The organism is Gardnerella sp. DNF01141 (assembly GCF_049244255.1).
Taxonomy (GTDB): domain Bacteria; phylum Actinomycetota; class Actinomycetes; order Actinomycetales; family Bifidobacteriaceae; genus Bifidobacterium; species Bifidobacterium vaginale_E.
The window spans coordinates 1,147,495-1,165,404 of sequence record NZ_CP058391.1 but is presented as its reverse complement, the minus strand read 5'-3'; the positions used below and the strand labels follow the sequence as shown (position 1 = coordinate 1,165,404).

At 41.5% G+C, this 17,910-nt stretch carries 14 protein-coding genes and 3 tRNA genes; 3 read left to right on the top strand and 14 right to left on the bottom strand.

The window, feature by feature from the left end:
- Positions 1-47 precede the first annotated feature (47 nt).
- From rpsO to HXT35_RS04465, 3 genes are all read right to left on the bottom strand, one after another.
- Entirely contained in the window at positions 48-317 is a 270-nt protein-coding gene (gene rpsO / locus HXT35_RS04475; protein ID WP_004129583.1) for a 30S ribosomal protein S15, read from the bottom strand.
- A gap of 131 nt (positions 318-448) precedes the next feature.
- Positions 449-889 (bottom strand): hypothetical protein, encoded by a 441-nt coding sequence (locus tag HXT35_RS04470; protein ID WP_004129585.1) that lies wholly within the window; start codon positions 887-889, stop codon positions 449-451.
- A gap of 260 nt (positions 890-1,149) precedes the next feature.
- Positions 1,150-1,902 carry a hypothetical protein gene (locus tag HXT35_RS04465; RefSeq protein WP_032843737.1) on the bottom strand — a complete coding sequence of 251 codons (753 nt, stop codon included), beginning with the start codon at positions 1,900-1,902 and terminating at the stop codon, positions 1,150-1,152.
- 240 nt (positions 1,903-2,142) lie between these two features.
- Between HXT35_RS04465 and HXT35_RS04460 the strand changes: the two genes are divergently transcribed.
- Both HXT35_RS04460 and HXT35_RS04455 read left to right on the top strand, forming a co-directional pair.
- Positions 2,143-2,811 carry a DedA family protein gene (locus HXT35_RS04460; RefSeq protein ID WP_004129588.1) on the top strand — a complete coding sequence of 223 codons (669 nt, stop codon included), beginning with the start codon at positions 2,143-2,145 and terminating at the stop codon, positions 2,809-2,811.
- Positions 2,812-2,917: 106 nt separating this feature from the next.
- Positions 2,918-2,990, top strand: a tRNA-Ala gene (locus HXT35_RS04455).
- Positions 2,991-3,053: 63 nt separating this feature from the next.
- Here HXT35_RS04455 and HXT35_RS04450 read toward each other — a convergent pair.
- The 10 genes from HXT35_RS04450 to HXT35_RS04405 all read right to left on the bottom strand — a co-directional run bounded on the left by HXT35_RS04450 (position 3,054) and on the right by HXT35_RS04405 (position 15,132).
- On the bottom strand, positions 3,054-5,474 hold the full coding sequence (locus tag HXT35_RS04450; RefSeq protein WP_004129590.1) for a hypothetical protein: 2,421 nt from the start codon (positions 5,472-5,474) through the stop codon (positions 3,054-3,056).
- 102 nt (positions 5,475-5,576) lie between these two features.
- On the bottom strand, positions 5,577-7,490 hold the full coding sequence (locus tag HXT35_RS04445; RefSeq protein WP_004129591.1) for a serine/threonine protein kinase: 1,914 nt from the start codon (positions 7,488-7,490) through the stop codon (positions 5,577-5,579).
- 167 nt (positions 7,491-7,657) lie between these two features.
- Positions 7,658-9,019 (bottom strand): UDP-N-acetylglucosamine 1-carboxyvinyltransferase, encoded by a 1,362-nt coding sequence (murA, locus tag HXT35_RS04440; protein WP_050543282.1) that lies wholly within the window; start codon positions 9,017-9,019, stop codon positions 7,658-7,660.
- A 110-nt stretch (positions 9,020-9,129) separates the two neighbouring features.
- A complete protein-coding gene (locus HXT35_RS04435) occupies positions 9,130-10,422 on the bottom strand; it encodes a metallophosphoesterase (protein WP_004129597.1) in 1,293 nt (430 codons plus the stop codon).
- A 433-nt stretch (positions 10,423-10,855) separates the two neighbouring features.
- Positions 10,856-10,927 (bottom strand) — tRNA-Gln (locus tag HXT35_RS04430).
- A gap of 40 nt (positions 10,928-10,967) precedes the next feature.
- A tRNA-Glu gene (locus HXT35_RS04425) sits at positions 10,968-11,040 on the bottom strand.
- A 185-nt stretch (positions 11,041-11,225) separates the two neighbouring features.
- Complete coding sequence (gltX, locus tag HXT35_RS04420; RefSeq protein ID WP_080572241.1) at positions 11,226-12,788, bottom strand: glutamate--tRNA ligase; 1,563 nt, start codon at positions 12,786-12,788, stop codon at positions 11,226-11,228.
- A gap of 27 nt (positions 12,789-12,815) precedes the next feature.
- Complete coding sequence (locus HXT35_RS04415; protein WP_421787933.1) at positions 12,816-13,745, bottom strand: hypothetical protein; 930 nt, start codon at positions 13,743-13,745, stop codon at positions 12,816-12,818.
- Positions 13,746-13,878: 133 nt separating this feature from the next.
- Complete coding sequence (locus HXT35_RS04410; protein WP_004129602.1) at positions 13,879-14,607, bottom strand: histidine phosphatase family protein; 729 nt, start codon at positions 14,605-14,607, stop codon at positions 13,879-13,881.
- A 15-nt stretch (positions 14,608-14,622) separates the two neighbouring features.
- Entirely contained in the window at positions 14,623-15,132 is a 510-nt protein-coding gene (locus HXT35_RS04405) for a GtrA family protein (RefSeq protein ID WP_004129604.1), read from the bottom strand.
- Between the two features lie 110 nt (positions 15,133-15,242).
- Here HXT35_RS04405 and HXT35_RS04400 point away from each other — a divergent pair, with 110 nt between their 5' ends.
- The gene (locus tag HXT35_RS04400; protein ID WP_004129605.1) at positions 15,243-15,590 is read left to right on the top strand and encodes a phenylpyruvate tautomerase MIF-related protein; all 348 of its coding nucleotides are present in this window, start codon (positions 15,243-15,245) and stop codon (positions 15,588-15,590) included.
- A gap of 127 nt (positions 15,591-15,717) precedes the next feature.
- Here the strand turns inward: HXT35_RS04400 and HXT35_RS04395 are convergent, their stop codons facing one another.
- The gene (locus HXT35_RS04395; RefSeq protein ID WP_230455201.1) at positions 15,718-17,643 is read right to left on the bottom strand and encodes a bacterial Ig-like domain-containing protein; all 1,926 of its coding nucleotides are present in this window, start codon (positions 17,641-17,643) and stop codon (positions 15,718-15,720) included.
- Positions 17,644-17,910 lie beyond the last annotated feature (267 nt).

Here is a 17,910-nt window from a genome sequence, read left to right as displayed (position 1 = left end):
TATATATAAATATATACAAAAGCCCGAGCTAAGCCCGGGCTAAAAGACTATCGGCGCAAGCCGAGTCGATCAATCAAAGAACGATAGCGATTGATGTCAACTCGCTTCAAGTAATCAAGAAGACGGCGACGGTCACCAACCATGAGCAACAAGCCGCGACGAGAATGATGATCGTGCTTGTGCTCCTTCAAGTGCTCAGTAAGGTCAGCAATGCGCTTGCTAAGCAAAGCGACCTGCACTTCTGGGGAACCCGTGTCACCCTCGTGCGTCGCGTATTCGTTGATAATGTTCTTCTTATCTTCAGCCGTTAATGCCACGGCGTCCTCCTTAATATCACTGCGCGGTGCCACAACCTTCTGTTGTAGCGCTCTCAATCCGCGGGCGTTACACGCCGAATCTCTATTATACAACCACTCGTCAACAAGTTGAAATACGCATATGACATCTTTTAATCATATTCATAATTATGCGTCACATACGTATCAGATATAGACAGTGAGTGATCAAACAATTCATATTTTGCTTTTGTAATGTTGCTCGTCGCGTTCTTAAATTTGAAATAATCAAAAAGCATTGTGGTTATCAGTGGTACACCTTCGTCCGACAGCTTATCTTGACAATCATTACATGAAAGTGGAGCAGATTCTTGTATATTAGGTTCATGGCCAGGAGATTTTTTATGAGCAATTTCCAACGATTCTGTAATTGACCCATCAATATCAAGAGCATAATCCAAATCGTAATATTGTTGATAGTACGATTCTTTTGCGCCATTTAACATATTAAAAACGCATAGCCATACAATGATGTACACTGCCACGCATCGCAATGCAATATACCAGCGCTTATTGTCTCGATTACTGTGAAATAAACCAATATGTAATTTCATATACACCTATATCTAAAAATCTTTTAGTAAAGACTCTGCAAACCAACCCAACGAGTCTTCCCACCGTAATGTTCATTAGACCTTAAATAAAAACAATGATAAACAAAGAGAAACTAAAGCCGTAAAAATGCTTTTGCTATATCGTTTCATAATAAAGCCACTTTCTTTTAAAGAAGAGCATATACATCACTCGGTATAGCACTAGATACAATTATCGTCAACAAGTTGTTATTGTTAATCAAAATTTGCCGTACAAAATATTACATTGCGGTCATAAAGCCACCAAATAGCACAACTAGAATTGCCAAAACTTCAACAGCGTAAAACATAATAAAAGATGCCCAGCTGCGAGTTAGTACATTTAAACGCGATTTTTTAGGAATAATAACAAGCAAGCCAACGAACAATACGGCAAAAACAGCCACAGCAAATCCTGCAGAAATAATGCCAAGATTAGCTGCGTTAGCAAGCCCGGAAGCATGACCATAAACTACGTAAGTTGAATACCAAAAACTCATACTTAACATACACAATCCCGCAATAAGCTGTTCAAAAGCTAGGAACACCACAAAAATAAATCTCCAAACCCAGCTACTTGATTCAATTAAAGCCATTGCAAGACTTGTAAAAGCAGCAACTGTAATAACCCAGGAAATAAAAACTACTCCTTGAGCAGACAGTCCTGCACAATGCGAAACAACCCACGACGTATATTGAACAGCAAGAGTGCGTCCAACCCAATACGGTAGAACAATTGCGAGCAATAATATTCCTAAATATATCCACCAACGCTTAGGATTCGCATGTTTACGCGAAAAATCGGCAATTGATAATTCTGTTTCAGGCAAATCTGAGCTTAAATACTCATCTGATATTTCTTTTACTGGCGCAGCACTTTTTACGGGCGCAGCACTTTTTACAGTTACAGCACTTTTAGAAGATGTTGGACGTCGTCTTACTTTTATTGGCGTAAAACTTTTAGGACTCTCACTATGTTCATCGTTCAATGTCATAAGATAATTCTCCTGCAAATCTTTAGCATTCGCCCAATCCTTCGCAAGTTTAAGCACACCTGCATAACAGTAATAATATTTTATCAATACTTTATTATTGTATTCAATAACTCGCGCAATAAGTAGTGCACTTAACATGTTTGCCGTTTATGCCGACTGCTAGTCTCATTGTAAAGGCATGTTTTGCATGCGTTTTGCTTAAAAAGCGGCGTTTAGTCGCAAAAAATACGACAGGATATCATGGGATTTATTCATTTTATTGTCAACTTACTTAAGGATCCACGCTCCGCTATTGCAAGTTGGATTGCGATGGGTACAGCTCCAGCATTAGGTCTTATTTTTCTAATTATTTTTATTGAAACAGGCGTAGTATTCTTCCCATTTTTGCCGGGAGATTCCTTGCTTTTTGCGGCTGGTTTCTTTGCAGCTCCCGATGCTCAAACTGGTCACAGCGCACTGCCTCTTCCACTGTTGCTTGCGGTTGTTTGGCTAGCGCCTATTATTGGCGATCAGTGCAACTACTTTATTGGCCATTTCTTCGGACGCAAGATTGTAGAATCTGGTAAAGTTAAGGCTCTTACTCCAGAGCGCGTTGCTAAAACCGAAGCAATGATTGAAAAATGGGGTCCTTTAGCTGTATTTTTGGGCAGATTCTTCCCATTTATTCGCACGTTCATGCCGTTTATTTCCGGCGTATCCGGAATGCGCTGGGTTCGTTTTACACCATTTTCTATTCTTGGCGGAATTATATGGTCCTCACTTTTCACGCTTCTTGGATACTTCTTTGGAAAGATTGATTTCGTACAGAAGAATTTTGAATTAGTGATTGTTGCCATTTTACTTATTTCACTTGTTCCAACTTTTATTGGCTTATACAAGGCACACAAAGCAAAAAAGGCATCTAAATAGACTGCGCTTACGACACTCATGCACACTGCACTATAAGAAATATTGTTTTTATACAAGATTTGTAGTACAGTGTGCAGAGTCGTAAGACAATATATTTTTTAATTTTGGGGCTATAGCTCAGTTGGTAGAGCGCTTCGTTCGCATCGAAGAGGTCGTGGTTTCGATTACCATTAGCTCCACGAAGCCCACTGCATTCATTCCACCGCAGTGGGCTTTTTTATTCGCTTAGCCCTATTGCGCACTTAATCATCTTCCTTACTACTTTTATGCTTTTTGTAGATTATTCCAGCTCCAAGAGCCACGCATAACAATGCCACAACGATTATTCCAACATATGCAAGCACTACTAGCAGATTTGACGAGCTTCTTCCACTTGTGTTTTTATCATTCAAATCGCTGCTCAAATCATCATTAGATACTACATTAGAATCCGCTTTATTTGCATTATTTGTATTATTCGAATCTTGCACTTGAGAGCTTGCTACATCATCATTTTTATCGTCTTTTTTACCACCATTTTTCTTCTTTTCTAATGCAGAAATCTTTTTTAGACTGTGCGAAATCTGCACAACTTTCACATTGTTGTATCTTAACTCTGTTATATTTCCTGCATAATCCACAGCTTTTACAAGAACATCGTGGGCCACACCATCAGGCTTCATTTTCAAAGACAGCACTGGCTTATTCGCCGACTTTCCTCGCCAAATATGCTTAGCTTTGCCGTCAACATTAAATGACACTAATTTCAAAGCCATATTATCTTTTGCACTAATTCTCACTAATTTTCCATCTTTTTCAGTTTTGTAAACTGAATTTTTACGAATATCAAATGCTGTTGCAAGAGGAGCAATATGATCTACAGTAAATCGCAAAGACGCAGAAGACGCACGTAGCACTCCGTTAGATTCACCTACTACTCGCTCGTTAGAGGAATGATTACCTGCTTTATCTACAGAATTAATTAACACTCTGTAATTCGCATTATCCGCAAAATTACGTTGGAAAATAGTGTATGTTAAACGAGGCCAACCGCGATCTGTACTTACGGCTACAGAAAAATCGTTTTTACTTAGGTTTCTTTCAACACCGTCTTGCACAACGCTGACTTTTGCAGGATGCGCCAAAGCACTGGCATTAACTTCTTCAATACGAACATCTTTCGCATGTTGCAACTGTTTGTTGTTCATTGCAGCAGTTGAACTATCTAAGCTAAACGTTGACCCGGAGCTGTTAATAGAAAATTGCATACTTCCGTGAATCTCATGATTTACCACATCTTTTGCGCTCCACTGCAACTGATAAATATCGTCATCGTTTGGACCACTATAAAAAGCTTCGTACTGGACTTTTGCACTGTTATTACTAAATTTTGCAGAAGCCGGATTTACGTTCTGACCACCACGAATGCGACGCAGCCAGCACTTTACACTTTTTGGATTCAAATAATTATCACTAATAACAACCGTTGGTTTTACTTCATGAGAATAAGCTCCACCATTACTAACACCGTTAATCGAAACAGTTGGAATGTGAGTATCAATAACAAAATTGTCACTACGCGAAGAACTGAAATTGCCAGACAAATCTTGAGCAGCATATTTAGCTTCCCAAGAAGCATCTTTATTAAACGAAATATCTGCATACCAAATGTTTGGGTGCAAACTGTCGTTTTTAAACTGTTGAGCAGTTAGATTAATAACTTGTTTTCCGTTTGCTTTAACAGTTGCTATTGGCGAAGAGTCTCTAAGAAGATAAGAAAAAGCAAAAGACTCATCGTCTACTATTACCCTAGCTGAACGATTCGCCTTAAAATATTTACCTCCGTAAACGGTATTGTTGTCGTAAATAACCTTTAACCGCGGCTCAGTATAATCAATAACCACAAAACGTACAGAATCTAGCATATTGCTACTTTGCGTTGAATCCGAAATATTTACAGCTAAAGCAGGAATATTTAGTATTGGCTCTTGAAAATTCATTTTACTTGTAGAAGATTTTGCTACACGAGTAATACTAGATGCCTTATTTTCGTTCTTTTTATTTGCATTACTACCACCCCATATGCGATGCGGCGCAATTGCCACGGACGCAATTCGCACTGAAACGTCGCGCAAATCGTAAATTCCGCGACTTTTCAACTCAACTTTTACTACTCCTACCGGGATAGGGCGTAGTTGGTAGCGGAAATTAACTAAAGACGACAACACTTCTGTTTTAGCCAACTCAGCTTTAGAATTAGCAACTTTGTACCGTCCAATATTTACATAAACTTTGTGAATACGCTTTATTGTTGACGCATCCATTCCGTCAACCGTAACAACTAGCAAAACTGGACGCTTAGTAAACATGTACTTAGCTTTAGAGCGAACTGTTCGCTGGTTTGGCATAACAGAAATATGTCGTATGTGCAAATTGCGATCAGTGTTGACATTCTGCGTTTTTACATGGTTTTCTGTTGTTACACTAATATTCTTTGTTTGAGCGTAGGAAGCATTAATCGGCAGCAATACTGCAACAATGCTCATAAAGAAAAATGCAGAGATGCAAACACCTGCAATAAATCTTGCTAAAGATCTTTTAATAAGTTTATTAAAAGACATCTCTGCCTTCCCCCACAAAGAATGTTTCACCTTAGCAAACCCTTCTCGATTTTGCTGTTTCATATATTCCCCCTTTTGTTAATCCCTTATTTGTTTTATTTTGTTATTACTTTGCTGTTACTTTGTTCTACTTTTATTAACTTTTATTACCTTTTATTGCTTAAATTATTTTTCTGAAAAAATTGAGTTTATTTCATCTTGAATTTTAAGCACGCTATCAAGCGCAGCTTTTTGCCTTTTTACAACATCATCATTCGAAGCATGTGACTGATTAAGAAGATTTTTCGCATCATCACATAACTGTTGAACTTCTTGCTTACTAAAACCGCTTACACGCAACATCCGCATCCAAGAGTGTAAGGATTGCAGCACCAATTCACCAGTGTCAATGCGAAGTATGTTCACATTATTCTGCTTCGATATTTTTATAAGATTCTGCAAATAGTTCACATACTGTTTATACGTTTCTTCATTGGGAGAATCTGTACTAACATCAACAAGACGAGCGTAGCAATCAGAAATAGAAACATAAGCCTTAAATATGCTTGCTTTATTGCTTAATTTGTGCACTTGATTTTTTACTAAAGATGATTTGAAAGTTGCCAATGCGTCAACAAACCAAGCCCTCGCCACTCGCATGCGCGAAAGCCTTTCCGCATTCACAACTTTTCCAGAAAATCCTGCAAAATAGTACCAATACGCTTTACCAATATCGCCAGAAATACTTGCCCAATCGTTGATATTTGAACGCAGCTGATAATCATACTTGCTTATTAAGCTCATAAAATCGCGCTCCTCCCCAACACTCCACTGCTGATCCGCAAGTTGCGAGCGTAGCAAAACGCGCAAAGGCCTAAAAGACATTTGCCGAACGTAATGCTTTTGCAACATGCTATTTTGTATTTGCATAGCGCGCGAAATATAGCGTTTAGCAAAACCGGAGCTGCTTTCACGTTCTGCCATGCGTATAAGAGAATCGTAATCTGCTTTATTTTTCTTTATTAATTTCAGGCGACTTATTTTCGCTTCTGCGCTTAAAGTTTTGTTCGTAGGCTTAACCGCTGCATTGCTGCTGAAAATAGGCAGGCAGTTGAATAATACAACCACAAAAAATAGCAGCAATGCAGATAAGCCTGCAGTTTTTACAGGAGAGCTAATATGCACGCTACGTTCGCGTCTCTTTATAGAAGATGCTCGACTTTTGCGCCTGCTAATAACAGAATTTTTATTATTTAATGAACTTCGACTGCTGCTTGATCCGCATGACTCTAGCGCAGAAAGCATCTCTTCGCAATCTTTATACCTGTTGGAAGGGTTAGAAGTAGTTGCCAGTGCAATAACAGATACTAGATTCTCAAACAATTCGCGATTTTCGTTACTTACAGCTACAGCTTGCAGACCTGCTTTAGAAGCATCGCTAGGAAATAACGCGTATCTCAATGTCATTCCAAGAGCATAAACGTCACTAGCAGGAGTTATTTCCTCACTACCATCTAAAACTTCAGGCGCTGAAAAACGTGGAGTTGCAAAACGCAAATCTGATTTCTCAAAACCTCTCATACTAGCAGATTGAAAATCAACAGATCCTTCGCGAGTATACAATTTGCTTGCGGCACCAAAGTCAATTAGACGAACTGTTCCGTCTTGCGAAATAATAACGTTTGAAGGTTTAAGATCACCATAAATAATTGGAGGATAATGCGAGTGCAAGTAAGCTAAAACCGAGCATAATTGCACTCCCCAGTTTTTAACCGTTGCAGGGTTTTGTAAACCTTCTTCGTCAACAATTGATTTAAGAGAACGTCCTTTTACATAATCTCGTACGGCATAAGCTCGACCATTTTCTTCAAAAAAATCGACGATTCTAGGTATTGCAGGGTGATCGCACTCTTTTAATACATCAACTTCAGCACGTAAAGATTGGACTATATTTTTGCGATACGATTCGTCACCTTGAAGCAAGGTTTCTTTTACAGCCCACTGTTTGTGCAGCACGGTATCAACCGCAAGAAATACGGTTGAAGTACCACCGCAACCCAGCTCTCCTAGTAACTGGTATCGCCCTCCTACACAAACCATCGTCAATCCTCGCAATCTAAATAATGTAAATTGCTCGGCAAAATTTGGTTAATTTACTGAGCAATTAAATTACAATTGCGACTACTGTATCGATAATTTCGTGCATAAAAAAGCTTTTTTACCTATTGTGGTTAAAAGCTTAGAATCCTACAAAATACTTGGATTAATTAGTCAATATCCGCGCCAAGTGCAAGAAGTTTTCCGCGAAAATCAGCGTAACCGCGATCAATTAGCGAAATACCGCGAACATTAGATGGACCTTTAGCAGTAAGAGCTGCAATCAAGTGACTAAAACCGCCTCGCAAATCCGGAACATCAATATCTTGACCGGTTAAAGGAGTAGGTCCAAAAATCACGGCAGAATGCTTGTAATTACGCTGCTGGAAGCGGCAAGGAAGAGAACCCAAGCACTCACGATACAGCTGAACCATAGCACCCATTTGGACAAGAGGCTTAGTGAAACCAAAACGATTCTCGTAAACCGTTTCATGCACAATACTCAAGCCCTTCGCCTGAGTAAGCGCAACAACAAGCGGCTGCTGCCAATCAGTCATAAAACCAGGATGCACGTCGGTTTCAATAGCAACAGGATGCAAATCTCCACCCGGATGCCAGAATCTAATACCTTTATCCGTAACGTCGAATTGTCCGCCAACTTTGCGGAACACGTTTAAGAAAGTCATCATTTCCGGCTGAGTTGCGCCCTTAATAAACACGTCTCCGTGAGTAGCAAGAGCCGCCGAAGCCCAAGAAGCAGCTTCAATTCGATCGGTTAGTGAAGTATGCGTATAGCCTTGTAATTCTTTTACGCCTTCAATTCGGAAAGTACGGTCAACGTCTACAGAAATAATCGCACCCATTTTTTGCAAAACAGCTACCAAATCCATAATTTCAGGCTCAATTGCAGCACCCGAAAGCTCAGTTCGACCTTCTGCAAGAACTGCTGCAAGTAAAGTCTGCTCCGTTGCTCCAACAGAAGGATACGGCAGATGAATTTTAGTACCGTGCAAACCGTTAGGTGCAGTAATATGAATGCCATCCTCGTGATCTTTATCTACATTTGCACCAAGCTTTCGCAAGGTTTCAAGATGGAAATCAATTGGGCGACCGCCAATATTACAGCCTCCAAGCGCTGGAATAAACGCTTCTCCAAGACGATGAAGAAGAGGGCCAGAGAAAAGAATAGGAATACGCGAAGAGCCGGAAAGAGTATCGACGTCTGCAACATCTGCGAGCTGCACTTTTGTTGCGTCGATTGTAACGATTCCTTCCGGACCATTTACGTCTACAGAAACACCATGCAAACGCAATAAATCTGAAACAACATGCACGTCACGAATTTCTGGAACATTTTTAAGCACAGACTTTCCAGGTGCTAAAAGAGCAGCAACCATTGCCTTGCTTACAAAATTCTTCGCACCACGCACTTTAATAGTGCCATTAAGCGGCTTACCACCTTCTACATGCAACACGTCTGCAGCATCAATGCCACTATTGTTGTTCTGTTCAGCCGTATTATGTGCGGACACGTTTACCTCTTTCGTTCGCGCTAAAAAACTATTAACTATCATACCGGCATACTTGCCAACGCGCTCAGATATATTGCTTAATAAAATACTAACTCCACTAAACTCGCATTTTAATGGGTTTGATGCTGACGCCATCTGCGAATTAACTTAGTTAACAATGATGGTTTTCGCAATAAATCAACCTCAGGTAAATCATGCTCAGATTCTGCGGTAAGACCATACGTATAAGCCTTTTTAGTTGATGGTTTGCCAACAAGATTGCCAAATTCCAGCATTTGCGTGCGCGGTTCAAATGGGTGACGAATATCAAATTCAAGCAAACGTACACCACGCTTTGCAGGCTCCGGGCCGTATGAACTAAATCCACAAGTAGGAGTTGCAATAAGAAGCATATTCTTTTCAGGCTCTTTACCAGCAAAAGCATTTAGATGATCGTGACCAGCAACAACAGCAAACGCGCCAACTTTAGCTAAAAGCGCAAACTCGCCGCTGTCAACATCTGGGCAACTAATGCCCTCGCCCAAATAGCCGTCCGGAAGAACACGATTCTCGTCAAGAGCGTAGTAACGTCCAGAAAAAGTACGATACCCTTCAATTGCGCTTTCTTGTGCAGCAGAATCTTTAGAAACCTCACGAAGAACACGATAATACTGTTGCAACGGAAAATGCTGAAACACGCAGAAACGAGGCGGCAAAGAATCCGGAAGCTTCTCTACAAAATTAAGAGCCTTTTTAGAAGGCTGGCCATAGCCGCCCGATTGAGAATAATCTCCTGAATCTATTAAAACAATTGAAAAAACAACGTTCTCTTGGCTTTCGTCCATAACAGGAAGAGCGAAAGTGCCTGGCTCACAAGGCAATATAATCTGCTTGTGTAAAATACAATTCGTTGACTGCATTGCGCTTGATGAAGACGTATAGTTAGAAACACGATTCATGCAGCAAGAAAATTCACGATACAGTGAGTCAAGCTCCTCGTTACTTAATCCACACTGAAAATCATGATTACCATATGTTACAACCCATGGAATTTTGCGCTTTTCTAATGGTTCAACTAAGCGAGATATTCCGTTTTTAACCTGCTGAAGTAGCTGTTTCCTATCACAGTCAGGCATATTTTCAGACTTCTGCCAACGTCTGCGCGTAAAAGTGCTTGAAAAAACTTTTTCGTAGCCAGCAATCTGATTACCTGTAAACACAACCAAATCAGGACGCACGGCGCTGCAAGCAGATTCAATTAGTCGAATAGTATCCGACGACACTTTAGGAACATCTTGAACATCTGCACATTGAAGTACGCGAAACTTACCAGAAAGATGGAACTGTAAGCGTCCCAATCGCGCTGAAATTGATAAAGGAAGCTCTGCGTTTGCAGTAACTTCAGATTGTGCAGAATCACTCATACTTTAAGCATACGGCAGATACGAAACGACTCACTAAATTTTTTGCAGCGTTTTCAAAAATTCGCTAATTCTTGTAAAAATCGGTTTGCTTGCAAAATGATTGAGATTCGCAAAACTCGTTGATCCAACGAAAAAACAGGTGCAAACTTGTGAAGAATGGGTGGAAATCAGCAAAAATCAGCAAAATAGTTACAAATTCACAGGAAACTTACAGGCAATCGCATTATTGCACTCAGCATAATGTGTTTATTATAGATACATCAAAAGGAAAACGAACTACAAACAAGTAGTTACGAAACCTTAAAGAACTTAACCTCTCTTCTTCTCTTTTCTCTAACCCCGGTCACGCGCCGGGGTTTTTGATTTTTAAACGTATGATTCTCAGAAATTTATATAGATAACAAAAAAGCCCTCGTTCTACGAGAGCTATTCGCTGGGGTACCTGGACTCGAACCAAGAATGGATGAACCAGAATCACCTGTGTTGCCAATTACACCATACCCCAATTGGCAGGCTTCGCGGCTCTTGGAACCGTTCCGTCTTCGTACCCCCGACCGGATTTGAACCGGTGTTGGCGCCGTGAGAGGGCGTAGTCCTAGGCCGCTAGACGACGGGGGCTTTCATTTATCGCTACGCCTCTTGACGCAACAAATAGCGACTTTACAACATAAAGCAAATACATGCAACCGCGGCGTGTCGAAAATATATTAAAACATAAAACAAATAATAAGGCGGGAATGCAGCAATAGTGCCACACTCCCGCCTTATTAAAATTTTATTTGCGATTATAAATTATTTGTGATTTACAAATGCTCACACAATCCAGCCAAACGCGCCAGAGTCACGTCCTTGCCCACAATTTCCATGGACTCAAACAGTGGAGGCGAAACGCGACGGCCAGAAAGAGCAACTCGCACAGGGCCAAACGCCAAGCGCGGCTTGTAACCAGCTTCCTCAACAAGCTTCTTGTTCAAAAGCTCATGCAAGGAATCAGTATGCCAATCAGAAGTATCAACGTCCTTCAAGGCAGCGAGCGCAGCGTCAAGAACCTCGCCTGCAGATTCCTTCAACTGCTTACGAGCGTCGTCATCTGGAGCAATGTAGCCATCTTCACTAAGAAGGCTTCCAACCATTCCAGCAACCTCACCAAGCAAACGCACGCGAGGCTGCACGAGTGGAGCTGCAGCAGTTAGCACTTCACGTTCGCGGTCAGTTAAGGCATCCCAATTATCCGCGCTAACTACGCCATCCTTATGCAAGTATGGCACGGAACGGTTCAAGAAATCTTGCGGATCGAGCATACGAATATGCTCAGCGTTAATCGAAATTGCTTTATCCAAGTCAAAGTGTGCAGGATTTGCTTTAACGTCTCGCACATCAAACTTTTCAATCATTTCGTCCATAGTGAACACGTCACGATCAGGCGCAATCGACCAGCCAAGCAAAGCCAAGTAGTTCAGCAAGCCTTCTGGAATAAAGCCGTTATCTCTATGCAAGAACAAGTTGGACTCTGGATCTCGCTTAGAAAGCTTCTTCTTACCTTCGCCCATAACGTAAGGCATATGGCCGTAAAGTGGAGTTTCCTTAGCAATGCCCATTTCCATAAGGTAACGGTAAAGCACAATCTGGCGAGGCGTTGAGCTAAGAATATCTTCACCGCGCAAAACCACGTTCACGTCCATTAACGCGTCGTCAACAGGGTTCGTAAGCGTGTAAAGCGGATCACCATTCGGGCGAACAATCACATAATCTGGAACAGATCCAGCTTTAAAGGTGATTTCGCCGCGAATCAAATCGTTAAAAGTAATGTCTTCATTTGGCATCTTCAAGCGAAGCGCAGGCTTGCGGCCTTCCGCACGGAAAGCTTGCTTCTGCTCTTCTGTAAGATTGCGATCGTAGCCATCGTAGCCAAACTCAGCTGGACGACCAGCAGCAATATTACGCTCCTTAATTTCTTCAGGAGTAGAGAAGGATTCGTAAGCGTATCCTGCTTCAAAAAGCTTTTGTGCTACGTCTTTATAAATTTCCATGCGCTGGGACTGGCGGTATGGACCATTATCTCCACCAACATCAATACCCTCGTCCCAATCAATATTTAGCCAACGAAGAGCCTCAATAATCTGCTGGTAGCTTTCCTCACTATCGCGCTCATTATCTGTATCTTCAATGCGGAACAGCAACTTGCCGTGAGTATGGCGAGCCTCTGCCCAATTAAACAGCGCGGTACGAACCATACCAACGTGAGGTGTGCCGGTTGGCGAAGGGCAAAAACGCACACGAACATTCTTTGGAAGTTCAGGCTTTTCGGATTTTGCTGCAACTTGCGCAGCGTTTTGAGTTTCCTCTGTATCAGTCATAAGTTCCATTGTGCCGCGCGTTACGGACGGATTACATCAGTCCAAAGCTTGCGTAGATTCCTTATTTCCTTCTACATGCGCAAATTTTGCTGCTAACGCTTCGCGAGACTTTCTATCATCCTCTTCTTTTGCGAGCTTCTTTGCAACTTCAGGATCCCACAACACATCTTCACGATGCTTTTGCCATTCCGCAGCTAACAAAGGCGACGCAAAATTAATTAAAGCGCTAATACTATTTTCGTTACTTTCGTTACTTTCGTTACTTTCGTTACTTTCGTTACTTTCGTTGCAGTCTACTTGCGAATTGCGCACGTAATCAACAAGCTCGCACCACTGAGTATCTTTAAACATCATGCGAGGCACTCCAGCACACTCGCATACTTCGTTAATATAAAGGAAAACCGGTAAAGTTTCTTTAATATCGCTAGTTTTTGCAACTAGCTTGATAAGAATACACAAAACCAGAATAATTTTTTGCGACTCTACAGATTCCCTATATTCAAAAGATTGCTTTTTTGCGTATCCGATAGCGTTTTGCAAATCTTCAGCAACCCAATTTCCTTGCACTCCCAGCGTATCTGCAGCGCTATTAATTGCATCAGCATCCGCAGAAGAGTGATAGGCAAGTTTATTAAAAATAGTTTCTATATTATTGATGTCATTATTTGCGTCATTATTGACGTCGTTTTCTAAAATTTCCGCTTCCGCTTCATCGTAATTAGGCTCATAGCACGAATCCATTGCGTCGTATGCGTCTGCAGCCGCGAGCAAAGCATCGACTATTTCTTGCGGACGTCCAGGAATTTCATCCGCACCTTCGTACACAAATTCAGCATCCGGCACAGTAACGTCAAGATTCGTAAGTATTCGCGCTATTGCTCGCATTGAGCGCACTTCCAGATTTTCAGCATATTTTGCGTCATTATCAAGGTGACGCGCTTCTGTTAATGGCCACAGCGCGGTCAAATTTGCAGCAGATTGCGATGCATTCTTTAGATTTTCCGCGCTTTCATTTTTGCGCTTTCAACTTCCGCGCTTTCAAAAGAAGCTACCATCGAACGTCCCTTTACCTTAATCGCTTACTTACAATTCCTTTATACTACTTAACGTTTGCTGCAGGATCTACATACGTAATAGAAAGTACGCGCAAAGTTTTGCAATCGTAAGTAATAGAAGTAATTGACGCCAATGCTGTGTGGCGAAGAAGCATATTGTGCTCAGCATGGCCAGTTTCCAGCAGATGGCGGTAAGACCAAATTGGCGACTCATGCGTTACAGCCACAATTTGCTCACCAGGATGTTTACGAACCTGCTCGCGCGCAAAATCACCAACGCGAGTAGCAATGCTGCGGTAGCTTTCTCCCCAACTTGGCTTCCACAAATTGACCACAAGCTTCCAATTATTGTTTTTCCACAACGCACCTTCACCATAGCAGATGCGTTTTCCGCGGAAATTATTTCCAGCTTCAATCAAGCGCTTATCTAAAATAATGTCGCTTTCATGAGATTGAACCGGAAATTGCGCAGAAGATTGCGCAGAAGATTGCGCAGAATCCTCATCGCAGTGCGCTTTTACATAGCAAGAATCAGGAACACCACGCAAAGCATCCTCGATTTCGCGCGCTGTTTCGCGAGTGCGATCAAGCGGAGACGAGTAGATTGCAGTAATTCCGCGCATTTGCGGCACTGTTGCAATATATTGCGCAGTAGCTCTTGCCATTCGCACACCTCGCGAAGAAAGATGAAATCCTGGCAATCTCTCGTACAGCACATGATTTGGATTATCAACTTCTCCGTGACGCACAAAATGAATTGTTGTAGCCGGCATTACTAACTCCTACTTTTACTTCCAACCTTTTGGCGTATGATTCAGCGACCACTCACCCAATTTGTGAGCAAAAGTATTGTCTTTAGCGGCATCATAATCAGGTTTTTGTGATTTTGTGTCGTCTAAAAGCCACTTTCTAATAACAAAATTCCATATAGCCACAACAACTGTTGCAATAAGCTTGCCAATGTTTGTGCGAAGCATGTAAATTGCAGTACCGCGCAAAGTTTGTGCCATTCCAAGCGTGCTAAGCCAAATAATCGCATCGTTAATAAGCAAACCAATAACAGCAGAAATAACGAAAATCAGCAATTCCATCCAACGGGCCATGTCTTCGCGGTGCTTAAACACGTACTTCATGCTGGCAATATAGTTAAAAATAAGCGAAATAATAAACGAAATAGTGCCTGCAACAACGTTATTTAAGTGCACAAGCAGCAACAAATTCAGAAGCGCAACATCAATAATAAGCGCAATAATTCCTACAATTCCGAATTTAACAACCTGTTCAATAAGCTTTTTCATACATTCCATTAAACACGCGACGGCTAACAATTAACATATAACCGTGAAGTAATATTGTGAAGTAATATTGTGTAGTAATAAAACTTACTAAATTTGGCAAAGGAGCGATTATGCCAGTTATTCACACTCATGTTTCTGTAAGCACAACACCTGCCCAGCGCGACGCATTAAAAGCTGCTTACGGCAAGGCGATTAACGCAGTTCCAGGCAAAAGTGAGCATTGGCTTATGTGCCCATTCGAGGATAATATGCCGATTTATTTTGCAGGAGACGATTCCAAGCCTGCAGCTTACGTTGAGGTGAATGTGTTTGGTTCCAGCGTGCCTGGGTCTGCTTGGGAAAAGTTGACTGAGCAGATTATGGCAGCTTTGGAGCGCGAGCTTGGAGTTCCACAGGACCGCACTTACATTCGTTACACTGCAACCACTGACTGGGGTTGGAACGGCGGCAACTTCTAATCACAAGTAGCAAGTCGCACGTAGCAAGCCGCAAATAATCACATCAAGAACCTAAACAAAAAGCCTACCGCAAACAAGCGCGGTAGGCTTTTTTATACCCAATAGATGTTAGTGTAATCGGCAAAAATTACTTGATGTTTTCTTCCATCATTTTCTTCTTACGAAAAATTGCAAGTCCCGCAATCGAGAAGCCAAGCACTGCAATCAAGCCTGCATACAATGCGATCAACCCTGCAAACGATGCTGATTTGTCTGTCTTAGGAATCATACCAATACGCTTTTCAGACTGCGGCTTAGGAGCTGGTTTCTCAGACTGCGACTTAGGAGCCGGTGTCACAGTCTGCAACTTAGGAGCCGGTGCCTCAGACTGCGACTTACGAGCATCTGCAAGCTTGCGTGCAGCAGCATCCACCTGAGCCTGCGCCAAAGCTAACGTATCCGCCGACTGCTTAACGTCCGCATCTGGCTGCTTAACTTCTGGAGCTGAGCCGGCGTTTGCGTTACCAGCGTTACCAGCGTTTGCGTTACTAAATCCATCTCCAGCATAGCCAGGCTTATAATCACTTTCAGCACCATCAATCTGAATATTCAACTCGCCATTATCCAAAGTAGCAGGCGCATCATCATTCACACCAGCACTAGAACCATGACCAGTACTAGAACCTGCGCCTACGCCAGCACCACCAGCAGAACCAGAACCAGAACTTTGCTGCTTCACCTGTAATGCACCTGTTTCTGCAGTCAAGTTTCCTCTCGTTAACTTAACAGGCTTTCCACCATCAGTTAACTCTAGTTTCTTACCATTCTCAGGAGTTGCCATGATGTTATTAGCCGTAAAGTCTGCAGAAGTCACGACTTTTTTCACATGATTATTATCCTCTAACGTGACTTCAAGCCCAGTTAAATCTAGGTTTTCACCCTCCGTATAACTCAACTTATTAGGCTGGCTCGTCACACTCATAGACGTTGGATGCAACTCCTCTACCGTCAGCTTTCCAGTCTCAACAGATGGCACACCATCTTTAGTTAATTTAACCTTTGCCTCATTGTCTGTTAATGCTAGTTTCTTACCATTCTCAGGAGTTGCCTTGATCCCATTCGCTTCAAAGTCTTTAGGCTCCACGGTCTTCGTCACGCCCTTATCATCCCTTAACGTTACAACAAGACCATCTAAAGCCAAGTTTTCACCCTCAGTGTAACTCAACTTATTAGGCTGGCTCGTCACACTCATAGACGTTGGGTTAATCTTATTCACCGTTAGCTTTTCAGTCTCAACAGCTTGCAAATCATCTTTAGTTAATTTAACCTTTGCCTCATTGTCTGTTAACGCTAGTTTCTTACCATTCTTAGGAGTTGCCTTGATGCCATTCGCTTCAAATTCTGCAGGAGTCACGACTTTTTTCACATGATTAGCATCCTCTAACGTGACTTCAAGCCCAGTTAAATCTAGGTTCTCTCCCTCCGTGTAAGTCAATCTTGTAGGCTGGTGTGTTACACTCATAGACTTTACATTAGTCGGGTCAAACTTCTTTACCGTTAATATGCCTGTTTGTCCTAAATAGAATTTCATTGGCACTCCAGGAATAGAAAATGTTAATTTAACAGGCTTACAATTGTGGTCTACTACTGTTAAAAATGTTCCATTTTCAGGAGTTGCCGTGATGTTATATCTTCCAAGCTCTGCAAATGGTACATTTTTTTTCAAGCCTTGATCATCTGCGAGCGTTACTTCAAGCCCCGTTAAATCTAGACGGTCTCCCTCCGCGTAGCTTAATGTAGGCTGTGTTATTACTTTCGCACTTGCTATACGTTCTGGATCAAATTCAATATAGCCAACAGTTAATTTGACATTCATCTCTACACTGTTGCTAAATTTATATTTGTAAGTTACTTCACGTGGATTATCATCATTAACTATAAGAGCATCATCGCCAAGACTTGCTCCAACTAGTGATTTAACTTTTTCTTTGTCAAATTTTCCTGGGAAGTTACTATATTTAAATTCTTTTGTGCCCTTAAGTACTATATTGTATTGTTGATTACCACAATTCAAGTTAGAAAGTTTTGTGTTGTTACTTAAATCTAAACTTGGTAGATCGTTGTTAGAGCAATTCAAGGAAGTAAGATTTTTGTTGTTACTTAAATTTAAACTCCTTAGCCAGTTATTATTACAATCCAATTCAGTAAGCTCTATGTTGTTTCTTAAATCCAAACTCGATAGATAGTTTTTATGACAATCCAATTTAGTAAGCTTTGGGTTGTTACTTAAATCTAAACTCGATAGATAGTTATTATTACACTTCAATTCAGTAAGCTTTGG